The organism is Microbacterium sp. P5_B6 (genome assembly GCF_056400345.1).
This window is the reverse complement of the sequence record NZ_JBFULL010000001.1, coordinates 342,548-359,878: the sequence shown is the minus strand read 5'-3', so window position 1 is coordinate 359,878 and position 17,331 is coordinate 342,548. Positions and strand designations below refer to the sequence as shown.

Annotated in this window: 15 protein-coding genes; 10 read left to right on the top strand and 5 right to left on the bottom strand. The window is 69.1% G+C overall.

Annotation, left to right across the window (positions count from 1 at the left end; genetic code table 11):
* Positions 1-68 precede the first annotated feature (68 nt).
* Positions 69-1,508, bottom strand: coding sequence for an MFS transporter (locus tag AC1DP3_RS01535; protein ID WP_477290576.1), 1,440 nt, complete (start codon positions 1,506-1,508; stop codon positions 69-71).
* A 153-nt stretch (positions 1,509-1,661) separates the two neighbouring features.
* On the opposite strand from AC1DP3_RS01535, the gene AC1DP3_RS01530 reads away from it, so the two are divergent.
* From AC1DP3_RS01530 to AC1DP3_RS01510, 5 genes are all read left to right on the top strand, one after another.
* On the top strand, positions 1,662-2,780 hold the full coding sequence (locus tag AC1DP3_RS01530; RefSeq protein WP_477290574.1) for a class I SAM-dependent methyltransferase: 1,119 nt from the start codon (positions 1,662-1,664) through the stop codon (positions 2,778-2,780).
* A gap of 169 nt (positions 2,781-2,949) precedes the next feature.
* On the top strand, positions 2,950-4,818 hold the full coding sequence (gene dnaK / locus AC1DP3_RS01525) for a molecular chaperone DnaK (protein WP_477290572.1): 1,869 nt from the start codon (positions 2,950-2,952) through the stop codon (positions 4,816-4,818).
* Positions 4,819-4,821: 3 nt separating this feature from the next.
* Positions 4,822-5,439: a nucleotide exchange factor GrpE gene (locus tag AC1DP3_RS01520; protein WP_477290570.1), complete on the top strand. Its 618-nt coding sequence runs from the start codon at positions 4,822-4,824 to the stop codon at positions 5,437-5,439.
* A 17-nt stretch (positions 5,440-5,456) separates the two neighbouring features.
* A complete protein-coding gene (locus AC1DP3_RS01515; protein WP_477290568.1) occupies positions 5,457-6,449 on the top strand; it encodes a DnaJ C-terminal domain-containing protein in 993 nt (330 codons plus the stop codon).
* Between the two features lie 106 nt (positions 6,450-6,555).
* On the top strand, positions 6,556-7,071 hold the full coding sequence (locus AC1DP3_RS01510) for a heat shock protein transcriptional repressor HspR (RefSeq protein WP_477290566.1): 516 nt from the start codon (positions 6,556-6,558) through the stop codon (positions 7,069-7,071).
* Here the strand turns inward: AC1DP3_RS01510 and AC1DP3_RS01505 are convergent, their stop codons facing one another.
* Positions 7,072-8,487 (bottom strand): DUF2252 domain-containing protein, encoded by a 1,416-nt coding sequence (locus tag AC1DP3_RS01505; protein ID WP_477290564.1) that lies wholly within the window; start codon positions 8,485-8,487, stop codon positions 7,072-7,074. It abuts the gene before it with no gap.
* Positions 8,488-8,620: 133 nt separating this feature from the next.
* On the opposite strand from AC1DP3_RS01505, the gene AC1DP3_RS01500 reads away from it, so the two are divergent.
* From AC1DP3_RS01500 to AC1DP3_RS01490, 3 genes are read left to right on the top strand one after another with little or no spacing between them, the layout of a single operon-like run.
* Positions 8,621-9,361: a potassium channel family protein gene (locus AC1DP3_RS01500; protein ID WP_477290562.1), complete on the top strand. Its 741-nt coding sequence runs from the start codon at positions 8,621-8,623 to the stop codon at positions 9,359-9,361.
* Positions 9,358-10,395, top strand: a complete 1,038-nt coding sequence (locus AC1DP3_RS01495; protein WP_477290560.1) for a hypothetical protein — start codon at positions 9,358-9,360, stop codon at positions 10,393-10,395. Before AC1DP3_RS01500 ends, AC1DP3_RS01495 begins: the two co-directional genes overlap by 4 nt.
* 55 nt (positions 10,396-10,450) lie before the next feature.
* Complete coding sequence (locus tag AC1DP3_RS01490) at positions 10,451-11,734, top strand: ion channel protein (protein WP_477290559.1); 1,284 nt, start codon at positions 10,451-10,453, stop codon at positions 11,732-11,734.
* 27 nt (positions 11,735-11,761) lie between these two features.
* Here the strand turns inward: AC1DP3_RS01490 and AC1DP3_RS01485 are convergent, their stop codons facing one another.
* Positions 11,762-12,595, bottom strand: coding sequence for a mechanosensitive ion channel family protein (locus AC1DP3_RS01485; protein WP_477290557.1), 834 nt, complete (start codon positions 12,593-12,595; stop codon positions 11,762-11,764).
* Positions 12,596-12,666: 71 nt separating this feature from the next.
* On the opposite strand from AC1DP3_RS01485, the gene AC1DP3_RS01480 reads away from it, so the two are divergent.
* Entirely contained in the window at positions 12,667-13,779 is a 1,113-nt protein-coding gene (locus tag AC1DP3_RS01480) for an AI-2E family transporter (protein WP_477290555.1), read from the top strand.
* A 2-nt stretch (positions 13,780-13,781) separates the two neighbouring features.
* Here AC1DP3_RS01480 and AC1DP3_RS01475 read toward each other — a convergent pair whose 3' ends face one another.
* On the bottom strand, positions 13,782-14,387 hold the full coding sequence (locus tag AC1DP3_RS01475) for a hypothetical protein (RefSeq protein WP_477290553.1): 606 nt from the start codon (positions 14,385-14,387) through the stop codon (positions 13,782-13,784).
* Positions 14,388-14,427: 40 nt separating this feature from the next.
* Entirely contained in the window at positions 14,428-15,894 is a 1,467-nt protein-coding gene (gene cls, locus AC1DP3_RS01470; RefSeq protein WP_477290551.1) for a cardiolipin synthase, read from the bottom strand.
* A gap of 151 nt (positions 15,895-16,045) precedes the next feature.
* On the opposite strand from cls, the gene AC1DP3_RS01465 reads away from it, so the two are divergent.
* A complete protein-coding gene (locus AC1DP3_RS01465) occupies positions 16,046-17,221 on the top strand; it encodes an AI-2E family transporter (RefSeq protein ID WP_477290550.1) in 1,176 nt (391 codons plus the stop codon).
* Positions 17,222-17,331: the final 110 nt, after the last annotated feature.

Below are 17,331 nucleotides of genomic sequence, written 5' to 3'. Positions count from 1 at the left end.
CGCGTGACCGGGTGTCGCGGGAATCACAGCTGACGCCGCCACCGCAGCGCCCGCGCTGAGAGCGCGGGTCAGACGCGCTGGTGCTTGGGCAGCTTCACCATGAGGAGCAGGACCAGCCCGGCCGCAAGGACGATGACGATGCCGAGGATGCCGTAGTGGGTCGCGCCGAACACGCCGATGAACAGCGCCCACAGCAGCGGTGAGAGGAAGCTCATCACGCGCCCCGTGGTCGCGTACAGGCCGAAGATCTCGCCCTGCATGTTGTCGGGCGAGAGCCGCGCCAGCAGCGCACGGCTCGACGCCTGGGCGGGCCCGACGGCGGCCGAGAGCACGATCCCGCCGATCCAGAAGATGATCTTGCCCTCCTCGCGGAAGACGAAGACGAACAGCGCGCTGACGATGAGGATCGACAGCGCCGCGACGATGACGGTGCGCGCGCCGAAGCGATCGTCGAGCCAGCCGGCGGCGATCGTCGAGATTCCCGCGACGAGGTTGAGGGCGATGCCGAAGAGGATGACCTCGGTCGCCGAGAAGCCGAACGACACGGCCGCGAGGACGCCGCCGAACGCGAAGACCCCGGCGAGCCCGTCGCGATACACCGCGCTCGCGATCAGGAACCAGAACGTCGGGCGGTGCTCGCGGAAGAGCGCGACGACGTCGTTCACCAGCACGACGTAGCTGCGGAAGAACGGCACCTTCTCGCGGTCGTCCCGGGCGGGCGCTTCCGGCACGTTGAAGACGAAGGGAAGCGCGAAGACGACCGTCCAGACGGCGGCGCCGACGGCGATCAGCCGGTAGGCGAGCCCTCCCGAGACATCGAGCCCGAACCACTGCAGCTGGTTGAGCACCACGACGATGACGAGAGCCAGGATGCCGCCGATGTATCCGAGGCCCCAGCCGAGCCCGCTCACGCGGCCGATCGTGCGGGGCGTCGACACCTCCACGAGCATGGCGTTGTAGTTGACCCCGGCAATCTCGGATGCCACGGAGCCGAACGCCACGAGCAGCGCACCGAGCCAGAAGAACGCCGGCTCGGCGTAGACGAAGAACAGCGCGAACTGCAGGACGGCGAGCACGGCGGTGCCGCCGACGACCCAGCGCTTCTTGTTGCCCACCGCGTCGGCACGCTGGCCGAGGACAGGCGCGAGCAGCAGGATCAGGATGCCGGCACCGAAGGTCACCCAGCCGTACCACTCCGCGAGGTTCGACAGGCCCTGGCAGTAGTCGGTCGCCGCGTCCGCCGTTCGCGAGCAGACGAGGCTGCCGTCGGCATTCTCGGCGGCCACCGAGCCCGGGAGGAAGCTGTCCGACACGAGGTACAGCGAGACGAAGACGAACGTCAGGATGACCGAGTTGAACGGCTGCGTCGCCCAGTCCCAGAGCGCCCACGACACGACCTGCCTGCGCGGAACGCGCTGCTCGTCCAGTCCCACGGTGTGCAGCTCGCCGTCGGACAGGAGCGGCTCGGGGATGTGCGGGCGCTGGGGGCCGTCGGTGGGGGAGCTCATGTCGGTCACTCTGGGGTCCTTCGGTGAACGCCGGGTGACGCCGGCGCGCGCGCCGCGCCTTCGCGGTGCGTGCCCAGGCTAATCCCGGCGACGCGCTGGAGCGCGCAGCATCGGGCGACACGGGATCCCACGCCTCCCCGTACCGTGGGGACCATGGATCTCGACTTCGGCGCGCTGTCGCGGCATCCCGATGTCGAGGCTCCCGAGCTGCATGCGGCAGACGCCGCCGATCGCCTGCTCCTCGATGAAGCAGCCGAAGCCCTGGCGGCAGCGGCCGCCGGGACCGTCGTCATCATCGGCGACGCGTACGGGGCGCTCACCCTCGGGGCGGCTGTCCGGCACGGGGTGCCCGGCATCCGGGTGCATCAGGACGGCCTGTCCGGCGAGCGCGCGCTCGCCGCCAACGCGGAGCGGCTCGGCATCGATGCCTTGTGGGAGCATCACGCGCTCGATGCCGCCCTCACATCGGGGGCCGGAGTGGTGCTCCTGCGTCTTCCGCGCTCGCTCGACGCGCTGAGCGAGATCGTCGAAGTCATCGCGCAGCACGCCGCGCCGGGTGTGCGGGTGTTCGCCGGGGGCATGGTCAAGCACATGGCGGTGTCGATGAACGACGTCCTGCGCCAGCGCTTCGCCCGGCTCGACGTCACCCACGCCCGCCAGAAGGCCCGGGTGCTCATCGCCGCCGAGCCCCTTCCCTCCGTCACCTCCACCTGGCCGCGTCGGCAGGCGGACCCCGCCACAGGCCTCACGGTGGTCGCCCACGGAGCTGCCTTCGCGGGCGCCGCCATCGACATCGGCACACGATTCCTGCTCGAGCACCTGGATGCCGCCCCCCGCGTCGCCGAGGCGATCGACCTCGGCTGCGGCACCGGTGTCATCGCCGCCTGGCTCGCCCGCGAGCGGCCTGACCTTCGCGTCGTCGCGACCGACCAGTCCGCGGCGGCCGTGGACTCGGCGCGGGCGACGGCCGCGGCGAACGGCGTCGCGGACCGCGTGGAGGTGGTGCGCGACGATGCGCTGTCGGGCCGAGCCGACGCGAGCGCAGAGCTGATCGTCCTCAACCCGCCGTTCCACATCGGGCATGTCGTGCACGAGGGCATAGCCCTCAAGCTCTTCGCGGACGCCGGCCGCGTGCTCGCCCCGGGCGGCGAGCTGTGGGCCGTCTGGAACTCGCACCTGCGCTATCGGCCCGACCTCGAGCGCCTCGTCGGCCCGACGCGCCAGATCGCCCGCGATCGCACCTTCACGGTGACAGCGTCCCGCGCTCGCTGAAAAGTTGATATGAACCGACTCAACCCCATTTGACGCAACGGGGGCCTCGGCGCTAGCCTTGAGTCATCGCGGCTCAACCCCGTCCGATCCGGGCGGCGGAGGATCGCGAGAGGACTTCGCAAGCCTGGGGCGCGGCATCCGCCCGTCCCGCAAGAAGGAGAGAGAACACATGTCACGTGCTGTTGGAATCGACCTCGGTACGACCAACTCGGTCGTCAGCGTCCTCGAGGGCGGCGAGCCCAAGGTCATCGCGAACGCCGAGGGCTTCCGCACCACCCCGTCGGTGGTCGCGTTCACCAAGGACGGCGAGGTGCTCGTCGGCGAGACCGCCAAGCGCCAGGCCGTCACCAACGTCGACCGCACCGTCTCGTCGGTCAAGCGCCACATGGGCACCGACTGGTCGTTCGGCGTCGACGGCAAGAAGTGGACGCCGCAGGAGATCTCGGCGCGCATCCTCCAGAAGCTCAAGCGCGACGCCGAGCAGTACCTCGGCGACACCGTGACGGATGCCGTCATCACCGTCCCCGCGTACTTCAACGACGCCGAGCGCCAGGCCACCAAGGAGGCCGGCGAGATCTCGGGCCTGAACGTGCTGCGCATCATCAACGAGCCCACTGCCGCCGCTCTGGCGTACGGGCTCGACAAGGGCAAGGAGGACGAGCTCATCCTCGTCTTCGACCTCGGTGGCGGAACCTTCGACGTCTCGCTGCTCGAAGTGGGCAAGGACGACGACTTCTCGACCATCCAGGTGCGCTCGACCGCCGGCGACAACCGCCTCGGCGGCGACGACTGGGACCAGCGCGTCGTCGAGTACCTGATCAAGCAGTTCAAGGACCAGACCGGTGTCGACGTCTCGGGCGACAAGATCGCCCTGCAGCGCCTCAAGGAGGCCGCCGAGCAGGCGAAGAAGGAGCTCTCGTCGTCGACGAGTGCGAGCCTGAACCTGCCGTACCTCTCGCTGACCGAGAACGGCCCCGTGTCGCTGTCCGAGACGCTGACCCGCGCGAAGTTCGAGGACCTCACCAAGGACCTCCTCGACCGCACGAAGAAGCCCTTCGAGGACGTCATCCGCGAGGCGAACATCAAGGTCGGCGACATCGACCACGTCGTGCTCGTCGGCGGATCGACGCGTATGCCCGCTGTCTCGGAGCTCGTCAAGCGCGAGACCGGCAAGGAGCCCAACAAGGGCGTCAACCCGGACGAGGTCGTCGCCGTCGGCGCCGCACTCCAGGCCGGTGTGCTCCGCGGTGAGCGCAAGGACGTCCTGCTGATCGACGTGACCCCCCTGAGCCTCGGCATCGAGACCAAGGGCGGCATCATGACCAAGCTCATCGAGCGCAACACGGCCATCCCGACCAAGCGCAGCGAGACCTTCACGACCGCGGACGACAACCAGCCGTCGGTGGCCATCCAGGTCTTCCAGGGTGAGCGCGACTTCACGCGCGACAACAAGCCGCTGGGCACGTTCGAGCTCACGGGCATCGCTCCGGCGCCCCGCGGCATCCCGCAGGTCGAGGTCACGTTCGACATCGACGCGAACGGCATCGTGCACGTGTCCGCCAAGGACAAGGGCACGGGCAAGGAGCAGTCGATGACGATCACCGGCGGCTCGTCGCTGCCGAAGGACGACATCGAGCGCATGGTGCGCGAGGCCGAGGAGCACGCGGCCGAGGACAAGAAGCGCCGTGAGGCCGCCGAGGTGCGCAACCAGGCCGAGACGCTCTCGTACTCGATCGACAAGCTCATCAAGGAGAACGACGACAAGCTGCCCGAGGACGTCAAGTCCGAGGTGCAGGGAGACGTCGATGCCCTCAAGGCGGCGCTCGCCGGCGACGACGACGACGCGGTCAAGACCGCGTTCGACAAGCTCAACGCGAGCCAGGGCAAGCTCGGCGAGGCGATCTACGCCTCCAGCCAGGCGTCGCAGTCGGCCTCCGAGCCGGTGCCCGACGGCCCGTCGGACGAGGCCGGCGCTTCCACCCCTGACGAGGACGTCGTCGACGCCGAGGTCGTGGACGACGAAGACGAGAAGAAGTAGGACATGACAGACAAGGACTTCGTTCCTTCGGCCGGAGACGGCGAAGAAGAGGTCCGTCCGCAGGACGGGTCGGAGGCTCCGGTCTCCGACCCCGCCCCGCAGGGCGGAGAGGATGCCGCGGCCGGCGAAGAGTGGACCGTCGACGACATCCTCGGCACCGAGCAGAACGTCGACGCCGCGGCCGAGGACGCCAAGCTCGCCGACCTCGAGTCGGTGCTGCTCAACGACCTCAAGCGCCTCCAGGCCGAGTACGCGAACTACCGCCGCCGCACCGAAGAGCAGCGTGAGCGCGACATCGAGCGCGCGAAGGGCGAGGCCGCCAAGGGCATCCTCCCCGTGCTCGACGATCTCGATCGCGCAGCCAAGCACGGCGACCTCGTGGAGGGCTCGCCCTTCGCGCAGATCGGCGAGAAGGTGCGCGCGGTGGCCGAGCGGCTCGGCGTGACGGCATACGGCGAGGCGGGCGAAGCGTTCGACCCGCAGCACCACGAAGCGATCTTCCAGGCGCCGACCCCCGGCGTCGAGGCACCCACGGTGCTCGAGGTCGTCGAGGTCGGCTACCGGGTGGGCTCGGTCGAGCTTCGCCCCGCGAAGGTCGTCGTCGCCGTCCCGGTCGACTGACCAGCTGAGGAGCATGCATGGCGAGTCAGGACTGGTTCGACAAGGACTTCTACAAGATCCTCGGCGTCTCCAAAGACGTCTCGGAAGCGGATCTCAAGAAGACCTACCGCAAGCTCGCGCGCACGCATCACCCTGATTCCAATCAGGGTGATGCGGCGGCCGAGGCGAAGTTCAAGGAGATCAGCGAGGCGTACTCGGTGCTCTCCGACCCTGAGCAGCGCAAGGAGTACGACCAGATCCGCGCCATGGGTGCCGGCGGCGCCCGCTTCACCTCGGCCGGCCCCGGTGCCGCCGGCTTCGAGGACGTGTTCTCGATGTTCGGTCAGGGCCGCACCGGTCGGACCCAGGCTGAAGACATGGACGACATCTTCCGGATGTTCAACCAGACCCAGGGCGGCGGCTTCGGCTCGGGGCGCTTCGGCCAGACGACCGGCGGATTCCGCGGCTACGGCGGCCCCACCCGCGGCGCCGATGTCACGGCGCGCACGACCGTCGACTTCCTGACGGCCACGCGCGGCGAGACCATCACCCTGCAGGGTGACGACGGCAAGCCGTTCAAGGTGAAGATCCCCGCGGGAGTCGCGGACGGCCAGAAGATCCGGCTGCGCGGTCGGGGCCGGCCCTCGCCGGACGGCGGCGAGCCGGGCGATGTCGTCGTGGCGGTCTCGGTGCGGCCGCATCCGGTCTTCACCCGCGATGGCATCAACCTGCGCGTGACGGTGCCGATCACCTTCACCGAGGCGGTCCTCGGCGCGACGATCGAGGTTCCGACGCTGGGCGGCGAGCCGGTCAAGCTGCGGGTCGCGCCCGGCACCCCCTCCGGCCGGGTGCTGCGCGTCAAGGGCCGCGGGGTCGAGACGGCCAAGGGCACGGGCGACCTTCTCGCCGAGGTGCAGGTCGCCGTCCCGTCGCACCTCGACGACGCGGCGCGCGAAGCGCTGGAGCGCTTCCACGCGCTGGAGCCGAAGGAGAACCCGCGCGCCGATCTCATGTCCAAGGCGCGCGGCTAGATCATGACAGAGAACAGGTGTTCCGGCGCGGACAGGACCTCAGCGCCCTGCGCGGTGCTGCCTCCGCCGGAACTCCTGTCCTGAGCGACGAGAGGCGGTGGTTCGCATGGGTGAGCAGCACGACATCGACGAGGACACGCCGATCTTCGCGATCGCCTCAGCGGCCGAGCTCTCCGGGATGCACCCGCAGACCCTGCGCCAGTACGACCGGCTCGGGCTCGTCGTCCCCGCCCGCACCCAGGGCGGATCCCGCCGCTACTCGCTGCGGCACGTGCAGCAGCTGGTTGAAGTGGCCCGGATGTCGGCGGACGGCATGGGGCTTCCGGCCATCGCCCGCATCCTCGAACTCGAGGATCGCGTGCGCGAGCTGCACCTGCGGGTGCGCGACCTCGAAGAGCGGGTGAAGGTCGAGCTCGAGCGCCGTCCGGGTGCTCGGGTCTTCGCCGCCGGTGCGACCGGCGCGGTGGTGACGCTCCGGCACGGCACGCGGGTTCGCCGCGCGACCGAGGTGGTGCTGTGGAGCCCCCGGGTCGGCATCGCTCCGATGGACGACGGTCAGGACGAGGGGACGGATGCTGCTCCCCGCGACGAGCCCGGTCCAGGGGTCCGCGGAACCGCCTGATCAGCCCAGGGCGCGGACGGCAGCCCTCGCCTCGGCCGAGCCGCTCTCTGCCTTCGGGTGTGCGGCGACGAACGCTTCGAAGTCCGACTTCGAGAGGGCGGCATAGGCGTAGGCCCACTCGAGGATCGCCTCACCCACCATCCGCCCGTTGCCGATGTATCCGGCGACCTCGGCGGCGCGGGGGGACTGTGCGTGGGCACGGGCGAGGACCGCGCCGCAGATCTCGGCGTAGTCGCGGAAGGTCGCGTCATCGAGCTGATCCATGTCGATGCCGCCCTTCATGTCGTTGAACTGCCGCACGTAGAAGTCACCGGCGTAGGCACGGAGGTGCCCGAGGAACGGGTCCGAGACCGCCTGCAGGATGCGCTGGAGGGCGACGACACGGCCCCCCTCGCCCTGCTCGGTCACGAGCTCCACCAGTGCATCCGGCTGAGTGATGCCCCCGTACTGCTCGAGCACGCTGCGCCCGGCCTCCTTGCCCTGCAGGATGAGCGCGTTGGCGTCTCCGTCCTGCAGCAGGATCAGCGTGCAGAGCGTGCCCACGCTTCCGACGCCGACCACGCGCAGGGCGATGTCCGACACCGTGTACTGAGCCAGGACGAGCCTGACGTCCACGTTCGCGGACGCCATGTACTTCTGCAGGTTGTCGTGCAGTCGTCCCTCGATCTCAGGCGTCGTGTGCGTCATCGTCGGCGGACGGTCGACGAACATGAGCCGACCCTGATCGTCGAGGGTCGTGAGGCGCTTGGCGGCGCGATCGCCGGTCTTCTTCTCGGCCTCCTTGATCGCGCTCCGCATGGTGCGCTGCGACTCCGGCTCCATGGCCTTCAGGCCGGACTCGGCGTCGAAATGCTCGAAGAAGCGGCGGACGCTGCTGCGCGCCGCGTTCGCCGCCATGGAGCGCGCGTACGTTCGCACCGCCTCCAGAGCGGCCTCCTCGACGACCTTGTGATCGCGGGATGTCGCCTGCCCGGCGATGACGATGCTCGTGACGAGGCGCTTCAGATCCCACTCCCACGGAGCCCACGCAGCTTCGTCGAAGTCGTTGAGGTCGAACATCAGCGTGCGCTGCGGTGAGGCGAAGAAGCCGAAGTTCGAGACGTGCGCATCGCCGCAGGATGCGACCAGGATGCCGCTGTGCGGGTCGCGCGCGAGGTCGGCGGCCTGGATCGCCGCGGTACCCCGGTAGAACGCGAAGGGGCTGGCCGACATCCGCTCGATCCGCAGGGGGACGAGTTCGGCGAGCCGTCCCTCGTTCTGGGCGTCGAGGATCCCGAGCGGATCCCGATCACCCCCGGAGAGGTGCGCCAGCTCGCTCCGCGACACCGCCCGACGGGCGTCCTTGCCGGCTGCCATGCGCTGCTCCACCGTCGCCGGTCGGGTCCACTCGAGCGCAGATGTATAAGAGTCCGTCATGGGCACATCATGGCACCGGCACGCGGGCGGTGCCACGGACCTGGTCGCTCGGCACGTCGTGCGGTCACACCCCTCGGGTGACCGATCGGCGGTGCACCTCGGGCGGCGAGCCCCGCGGCTCTAGAGTGCACCCATGGCGAGCCGATCCGAGATCATGGCGCGGTGGGAGAGTGCCACGCACTGGCCTCTGATCGTGGCAGCCGCCCTGTGGCTCATCGCGTACTCGTGGAAGTCCATCACGGACGCGCAGGGCCCCGAGGCGTTCGTGCTCTGGGTGATCATCGGCCTGACGTGGGTCGTCTTCATCGTCGACTACATCGTGCGTCTCACGCTCGCCAAGCCGCGCGGCGCATGGTTCCGGGGCCATCTGCTCGACCTCGCGATCGTGGCCATCCCGATGCTGCGGGCGCTTCGCCTGCTGCGGGTGCTGACGGTCATGACCTTCGGCAAGCAGACGGCGGGGACGGCATTGCGCAGCCGCATCGCCATCTACGGCGCGGGAGCCTCGCTCCTGGTGATCTATCTCTGCTCGCTGGCGGTGCTCGACGTCGAGCGCGGCGCCCCCAGGTCCAACATCGAGAACTTCGGGGACTCGGTCTGGTGGGCGTTCGTCACGGTGGCGACGGTCGGCTACGGCGACTTCTATCCCGTCACCGCGGTGGGCCGCCTCTGGGCGGTCGGGCTGATGGCCGGCGGTGTCGCGATCGTCGGCACGGTGACGGCGACTGTGTCATCGTGGGTGATCGAGAAGGCGGCGCGCGGTCGCGATGACGACGAGCCGGCGACGCGGGGCCAGATGCGCGCCCTCGTCCAGCAGGTCACCCAGATGCACGAAGAGTTCGCAGCGCCCGCCCGAGAGGACAAGTCGCCATGACATCCGAGGCCCCCGCGGCATCACCAGCCGCCGACAGCCGATCCAGCGAGCGGACGCTCGAGTCGATCTCCCTCGCGATCGGCGCGGGCGCCTTCATCGTCGTCGCGTTCATCGCGATCCTGGCGTTCAGGTTCCAGTCCGCGCCCATCGCCGGCCCCGACTCGCTCGGCCAGTTCGCCGCCGTCACGTCGGCACTCGTCGCGATCGTCGCGTTCGCGGGCGGACGGATGCTGCGGGGCGGCGTTCGTCCGAACGTCCTCGACATCGTCGATCTGGTCGCGCTGGCATTCGCCCACGCCGTCATCGCGCTGTTGAGCTGGACGCTCGTGTCGGTGATCTTCGAGCAGGCATTCATCGGCGCCGAGGTGTTCGGCATCCCGGTCATCGTCCTGTCGGGAGCCGTCGCCGCCGTCACCGGGTACGTCGCGTTCTACTCCGGCACCCATATGGATCTGCAGCTGCTGGCGGTGGTGCTCGCCACGTTCCTCGTCGAGGGGATCGTCGCCAGCATGCTGACGGCATCCGATCCGCAGTGGTGGCAGAAGCACCTCAGCTCGCTGGGCGTCACGAACGACATCTCGTCGCTCGCGTTCAACCTCACCCTGATCGTCGCGGGGATCATCGTGACCACGCTCGCCCGGGCGGCCACCTCGGGCATCCCCACGGCGGCCCCGCACGGCATCGCGCGGGTACGGCTGTGCCTGATCCTGGTCGGGGTGTTCCTCGGCTTCGTCGGCGTGTTCCCCGTGGATGACTGGTTCTGGATCCACACGTTCTTCGCCTCCGGCATGGCCGTCGTCTACGCCGTGCTCGTCATCCGGCTGCGCGGCTGGATCCCCGGGATGTCGCCGTTCTTCATCTATCTCGGCTGGGTCTTCCTGGGCCTCGTGGTGGCGCTCGGCGTGCTCTTCGGAATCGGCTACTACACGCTGACCGCGGTCGAGCTCGTGGCGGGAACGCTCGTGTTCACCTGGATCATCCTGTTCATCCGCAGCGCCGCGGCCTTGCATGAGGACATGCGCCTGACCGACTGATGGATGCCGCGCCTGCCGCAGGTCGGGCAGGATGAGTCCGACCGTGAGGAGTCACATGACCGAGCCGACCACGCCGAGCATCCGCAATCTGCTGCTGCTCGCGGTTCCCGCGCTGCTGATCGGCATCGGCTCGGCCGTCGTGCTGCGCCTTCTCGACCTCGTGTCGGAAGGCCTCATGCACTACGTGTGGAACACGCTCCCGGGCTTGTTCGGAGCCGATGAGAGCACGCCGTGGTGGATCTTCCTCGTCCTGACTCTGACGGGTGCGGCGGTCGGCGCGGTGGTCTGGCTCCTGCCGGGCCACGGCGGACCGGACTCGGCCACCACCGAACTCGGCGGCACGCCGCCGAAGCTCCTGACCGTGCCGACGATCCTCCTCGTGACGATTCTGGGCCTGGCGGGAGGGGTCAGCCTCGGCCCTGAGAACCCGACGATCGCCGTCAACTGCGCACTCGCGGTGGCGGTCTTCGGGAGGTTCTCCACGAAGGTCCCGCCCGCGCTCCTGGTGATGCTCGCCGTCTCGGGGACGATCGGCGCGCTGTTCGGCACGCCGGTCGCGGCGGCGCTCGTGTTCACGGGGATGGTCGGAACCCTCGCCATGCCGGGGTCGCTCTGGGACAAGCTGTTCCTCCCGCTGGCGGCGGCGGGTGCCGGCGCAGTGACGATGCTCCTCCTCGGAGGAGAGGCGATCGCGTTCACCCTCGATCCGATCGGCGCCTACCAGCCGATCTACCTGGTGACGGGATTCGCCGTCGCGGCAGTGTCCGCGCTCATCGGCGTCGCGGCCGCGTTCGTCTTCCCCCACCTGCACCGGCTGTTCCACGCGCTGCGCAACCCGCTGATCTTCACCACTCTCGGCGGCATGCTCCTGGGTGTGCTCGGCATCATCGGCGGACCGATCACCCTCTTCAAGGGCCTGGAGCAGACCGGCGAGCTGCTCGAGCATCCGGATGACTACAGCCCGCAGCAGCTCGCGCTGTTCACTGCGGTGAAGGTCGTCGCGCTCCTCATCGCCGCCAGCGCCGGATTCCGTGGCGGCCGGATCTTCCCCGCCGTCTTCATCGGAGTCTCCTTCGGGCTGCTCGGCTATGCGCTGATCCCCGGCCTCCCCATCTCGCTCGCCGTGGCGTGCGGCACGCTCGGCATCGTCCTGGCGGCGACGAAGGACGGCTGGATCGGCATCTTCGTCGGCGTCGCCCTGTGCGGCGACATCAAGGTGCTGCCACTCCTGTGCCTCATCGTGCTGCCGGTGTGGCTCATCGTCACCAAGGCACCCGAGCTCGTCGTCCACGTGCGCGAGGACAAGCCCGTGGCCAAGCCCGCCGGCAAGGCGGCCTGAGCGCGAGGCGCGCGGGCCCGCCCGATCTCAGAGGGTCTCGGAGGGCACCAGCGGCGGAAGTCCGGGTTCGCTCGTCACGGTGCTCTCGACACCCGCCGCGCGGAGGGCGGCAGCGACGGCTTCGACGACACCGGCGGTCACCGTCAGCCCATCCGGCGGGGTGTGCCAGAACAGGACGCGCGCCGTCAGCCGCTCCGGCGAGATCGACACCGCGATGGCGCGGCTCCGCTCGATCTCGGAGACCCCCGGAACGGATGCCGCGGCCTCGGTGAGCCGGGCGAGCACCTCATCCAACCCGGCGCCGCTGCGCGCGGCCCGAACCTGCACTTCGCTGCGGCGCAGTCCCCGGGCGGAATGGTTGACGATCGGATCCTGCACCATCTTCGCGTTGGGCACGTGCACCGTGCGGCCGTCGTAGGTCTCGAGCACGACGGTCCGCGAATTGAGGTCGGTGACGACGCCGGTGATCGCGCGTCCGTCCGGGCCCTCCACCTGGATCTCGTGGCCGACCTCGATCGGCTTGCTCGCTTGGATGACGACGCCGGCGGCGAAGTTGTCGGCGACCCCGCGGAGGACCAGCACCGCCACGACGGCGAGCACCACCGCGAGCACGAGGAGCGGCTGCATGTTGACCCCGAGCACCGCGAGGGCGATGCCGACCGACAGCAGGACCACGAAGTACGAGACCAGGCGCGCGATGAACGTCGAGACGATCTCCGAGACGCTCGGAGCCAGCCGCAGCAGCCGCATGGTGCCCGCGCGGGCGAGTCGCGAGAGGACCCAGCCGGCGATGATCACGACGACGGCGATGAGCAGCTGCCACCATTCGACGGTCGTCGGAAGCAGCTGGCTGAGATCCACCCGCTCACGATAGCGACCGGTCAGGGCGCGCCCGCGTCGCCCCGCCGCCGGGCACGGCTAGCCTTGCGCCCGTGAAGCAATCGCGCCCGCCCGCTACGTCCGCGCCCGCCGGCGCGGCAGCTCCCTCGCTGTCGCCGACGCTGCGGATCCTCCTCGGCCTTGCGGCGGCCGTGATCGCGCTCGCCGGAGTCTCGTATGCGCGGGAGCTGATCGGCCCCCTCGCGATCGCGGCGGTCATCGTCATCGTCTGCCACCCGGTGCGCTTCCCGCTCGAACGCTGGGGCTGGCCCCGCTGGGCTGCGACGACGGGAGTGATCGTCGTGGGGTACCTGATCCTCGCGGTCATGGCGCTGCTGCTGACCTTCGCGGGCGTGGAGTTCGCACGGCTGGTCGCCGACTACAAGGACGAGCTCCAGCAGGCGGCCGAGAACGTCGTGGCGCTGCTGCAGTCGTTCGGCGTCACCTCTGAGGCGGCGGATGCCGGTGCCTCGATCATGCAGCCCGAGAAGCTGATCTCGTTCGCGACCTCGCTCGGCGGCACCGTCCTGAGCGTGCTGACGGCGCTCTTCTTCGTGCTCGGCTACGTCATCTTCATGGCGGCTGACGGAGCGCGCTACTCACGCGCTGAAGCGTCCTTCGGCCGCGGCATCCGCCCCACCGTCCGTCGATTCCAGGTGTACAACTCGAGCGTCCGCCGCTACTACGTCGTCAACGCCACCTTCGGGGCCATCGTCGCGGTCATCGACGGCTTCGCGCTGCTGGCGCTCGGCGTGCCGGCTCCGGCGGTGTGGGCGATCCTCGCGTTCGTGACGAACTTCATCCCCAACATCGGCTTCGTGCTGGGTCTCATCCCGCCTGCCGTCCTCGCCCTGGTCGTGGGCGGCTGGCCCCTGGCTCTGGCCGTTGTCGCGATCTACTGCGTCGTCAACGTCACGCTCCAGGTGCTCGTGCAGCCGAAGTTCGTGAGCGACGCCGTGAACCTCAGCCTCACGCTGAGTTTCTTCGCGGTGATCTTCTGGACGTTCATCATCGGCCCGGTCGGCGCGATCCTGTCGATCCCGCTGACCCTGCTCGTGCGCGCGCTCATCCTCGAGAGCGACCCCGGCGCGACCTGGATGCGATGGCTGTCGGGCGACCACGACGTCGCCCCGCTGCATCCGGGAGCCGCTCCCGAGCCCGACTGAGCTCAGGCCTTCGGCGGAGCCGGATCGATCCGCAGGACGGTCGGCGACTCGCCGATCGTGAGGTCGTCGGCGATGCGGATCGTGCGCGCGAGGTCATCCAGGCTGCCGATGATCGTCCCGAACCGCTCGCGCTCGGGGCACACCGCGGTCACGCTGACGAAATGCGTGCCGGTGTCCCACGTGTAGGTCGCGAACGGCGGCGTGCGGGGGTCCCGGGGAAGGGGCATGGCGAGCTTCTCGCCCACGCCCAGGTACGGGTTTCGGAACTCCTCGCTGTCGTCGTACTCCATCGGCATCATCGCGCGGGCGGTGCGGAGCTGTGGCGTGGCCTCCTGCACCTGGGCCATCACGACGGCGAGCTCCGGGTCGGCCTTCCACACCCACACGAGCACCCGCCCGGCGGCGCGGCGCATGAGGAAGGGCGCCGCCTGGCTCATCCCCCACGCGAGGACGCTGCTGCCGGGCCGCTCGCTGGAGCCCACCGCGCGGTTCGCCTGGGTGAGCAGCATGCGGATCGCGGTCTTGCGATGGCGACGGCCGGAGAGGCCCAGGGATGACGTGACCGGTACCCAGAGCGTCGCGTCGGCGTCGGCGTGGAGTGTCGGCATCCCTCAAGGGTAGGCCGTGGCGGCCACCGCTCTCTGAGGATCAGTTGAGCGCGGAGGTGAGGCGGGCGATGCCGTCGAAGAAGGTGTCCTTGCGCGACTGGCGGCTCCACTCCTCGCGGGTCAGCTCACGTCCGGCCTGCCGGTAGCCCTCTTCGACTTCGCGCATCCCGGCGACGAAGGACGCCCCCCGTACGAGCACCGAGACCTCGGCGTTCAGGCTGAACGAGCGGATGTCCATGTTGCTCGACCCGATGACGGCGATGTCGTCGTCGATCGAGAAGTGCTTCGAGTGCAGGATGTAGGGCGCCGGGTAGAGGAAGATCCGCACGCCGGCGTCGAGCAGCACCCCGTAGTACGACCGCTGCGCGTGCCCGACGAGCCACTGGTCGGCGACTTCCGAGACGAACAGGTGCACTTCGAGACCCCGCTCGCACGCCGAGGTGATCGCGTAGACCATCGCCTCGTCGGGCACGAAGTAGGGGCTCGTGAGGATGACCTTCTCGGTGGCGCCGTAGATCAGCGAGAGGAAGAGGCGCAGGTTGTTCTCCGTGCGGTAGGTCGGTCCGCTGGGGACGACCTGGCAGACGAGGTCGCCCGACGCCGGAGCCTGCTCGGCCGGCACGTACTCCGAGAACGTGATGTCCTGCCCGGTCTCGATCAGCCAGTCCGACAGGAAGACCACGTTGAGCGCGGCGGCCGCGGGCCCGTCGATCCGCGTCACGAGCTCCTGCCACTGCAGGCCGCGCTTCTGGTTCTTGGGCGAGTCGTAGCTGCGGTCGATGAGGTTCTGCGAGCCCGTGTAGGCGATCAGGCCGTCGATGACGACGATCTTGCGGTGGTTGCGCAGGTCGGGCCGCTGATACTTGCCCTTGGTCGGCTGGACGGGCAGCATCCACTGCCACTCGACGCCGATCCGGTCAAGCTCCGCGATCATCTCCTTGGACCCGGCGACCTTGCGGGTGGCGATGAAGTCCATGAGCATGCGGACGGTGACGCCGCGCTTGACGGCATCCTCCATCGCGGTGAAGAACCCCCGGGTCGTGTCGTCCCAGCCGACGATGAAGTACTCGACGTGGACGAAGCGCTGGGCGGTGCCGAGCTCGACAGCCATCTGGGTGATGGTGGCGTTGTAGTCCCCATTGAGCGTCATCGCGTTGCCGTGGAGTGCCGGGATGCCGGTCAGCGCCTCGTTCTGCTCCACCACCCGCTGGAACCAGCGCGGCTCGGCGGCGTCGGGCTTCGCGAAGTCGGTCAGCGCGACGCGCTCCCGGATCCGGGCGTCGATGCGGGCCTGCTCCTCCATCCGGGACTTCGGCAGTTTGATGTTGCCGATCACCAGGTAGAGGAAGATGCCCAAGAAGGGGATGAGGAAGATCGCCAGCAGCCAGGCCATCGCGGCCGTGGGCTTTCGATGCCGGGGGATGAAGATGAGCGCGAGCACCTTGATCGCGAGATCGGCGAAGAACGCGATCGTCCAGATCAGGTTGGCGAGGTTTCCAGATTCCACCGAGGCCTCCCACGGAGAGGGGCAGGCCCGGTGCGCCCGCCGTTGAGTGAACGCTAGCGTGCATCGGCATGGTCGTCGTCATCCCCCCGGGGTGATGAGCACCCCGGCGTTCCCCGGGGTCGACCGGCGAGCACAGCCCTAGAGTGGCGCCATGAGCGATTCCTCGTCGGCCGCGCCTGTTCCGCAGCCCGTGCCACACCCGGCCGAGGGCGCGGCCGCTGTGGCCGCCGATCTCGAGGCCGCGGCGATGCCGCACGAGAACACCTTCCGGGTTCGGGTCCTCGCGGCGCTCGACCGGCCGCTCGCGGGCGGCTTCGCCGCGACCATCGGGGTGCTCGGCGCTCTCGTGCTCGGCAGTGCCGTGCTGTCGATCTCGACGATCCTCGTGTACATCGTCCTCGCGCTGTTCCTGGCTCTGGGACTGGACCCCATCGTGCGCATGCTCGAGCGGCACAAGGTCAAGCGAGGCGCCGGGATCGGCATCGTGTTCGGCGCCTTCGCCCTGCTCATGACGGCGTTCCTGGTCTTCGTGGTGCCGCCGGTGCTCGCGCAGATCGGTCAGTTCTTCGCGGCGATCCCCCAGGCGCTGGATGAGATGCCGCAGTCCGAGTGGTTCCTGCAGCTTCCTGCCGAGTGGCAGACGGGCCTCGGCACCGCGATCGATCAGCTGGCGGCGACGCTCTCGGACCCCGCCTTCCTCGCGGTTGTCGGAGGAGGCGTGCTGGCGGTCGCCGCCGGCATCATCGGCGCGATCTCGGGCGGCTTCATCGTCGTCGCCCTCACGCTGTACTTCCTCGCTTCGCTGCAGGCGATGAAGAACGCCCTCTACTCGCTCGCACCGGCTCGCAACCGGCCCAAGCTGAGCAACATGACCGAGCGGATCACCGCGTCGGTCGGCAGTGCGCTCATCGGGTCGGTCACCCTCGCGTCGATCAACGCGGCCGTGGTCTTCGTGCTCCACATCGTGATCGGTCTGCCGTTCCCGGCGCTCATGGCCGTGGTCGCGTTCGTGGTCACGCTCATCCCGCTGTTCGGATCGGTGATCTTCTGGATCCTCGCGTCGGTGATCGCCCTCTTCTCCAGCCCGCAGCAGGCGCTCATCTTCTTCATCGCGTACCTGGTCTACATCCAGATCGAGTCGTATGTGATCAGCCCACGCGTGATGAACAAGGCGATCTCGATCCCCGCTGCACTGGTCCTCATCGCCGCCATGGTGGGCGGCGCGCTGATGGGGGTCCTTGGCGTGCTGGTGGCGCTTCCCATCACGGCCTCGATCCTGCTCATCATCAATGAAGTCGTGGTGCCGAAGCAGGACCTGAAGATCTAGTGGCGCGGCCGGCGGCATCCGAGCGCCTCCCTCGCTCACAAGGACTCGGGAAGCCCTCCGGTAGAGTGAAGAGAGCCAGGCAACCTCCTGACGCGCCGCAGAGATAGGCA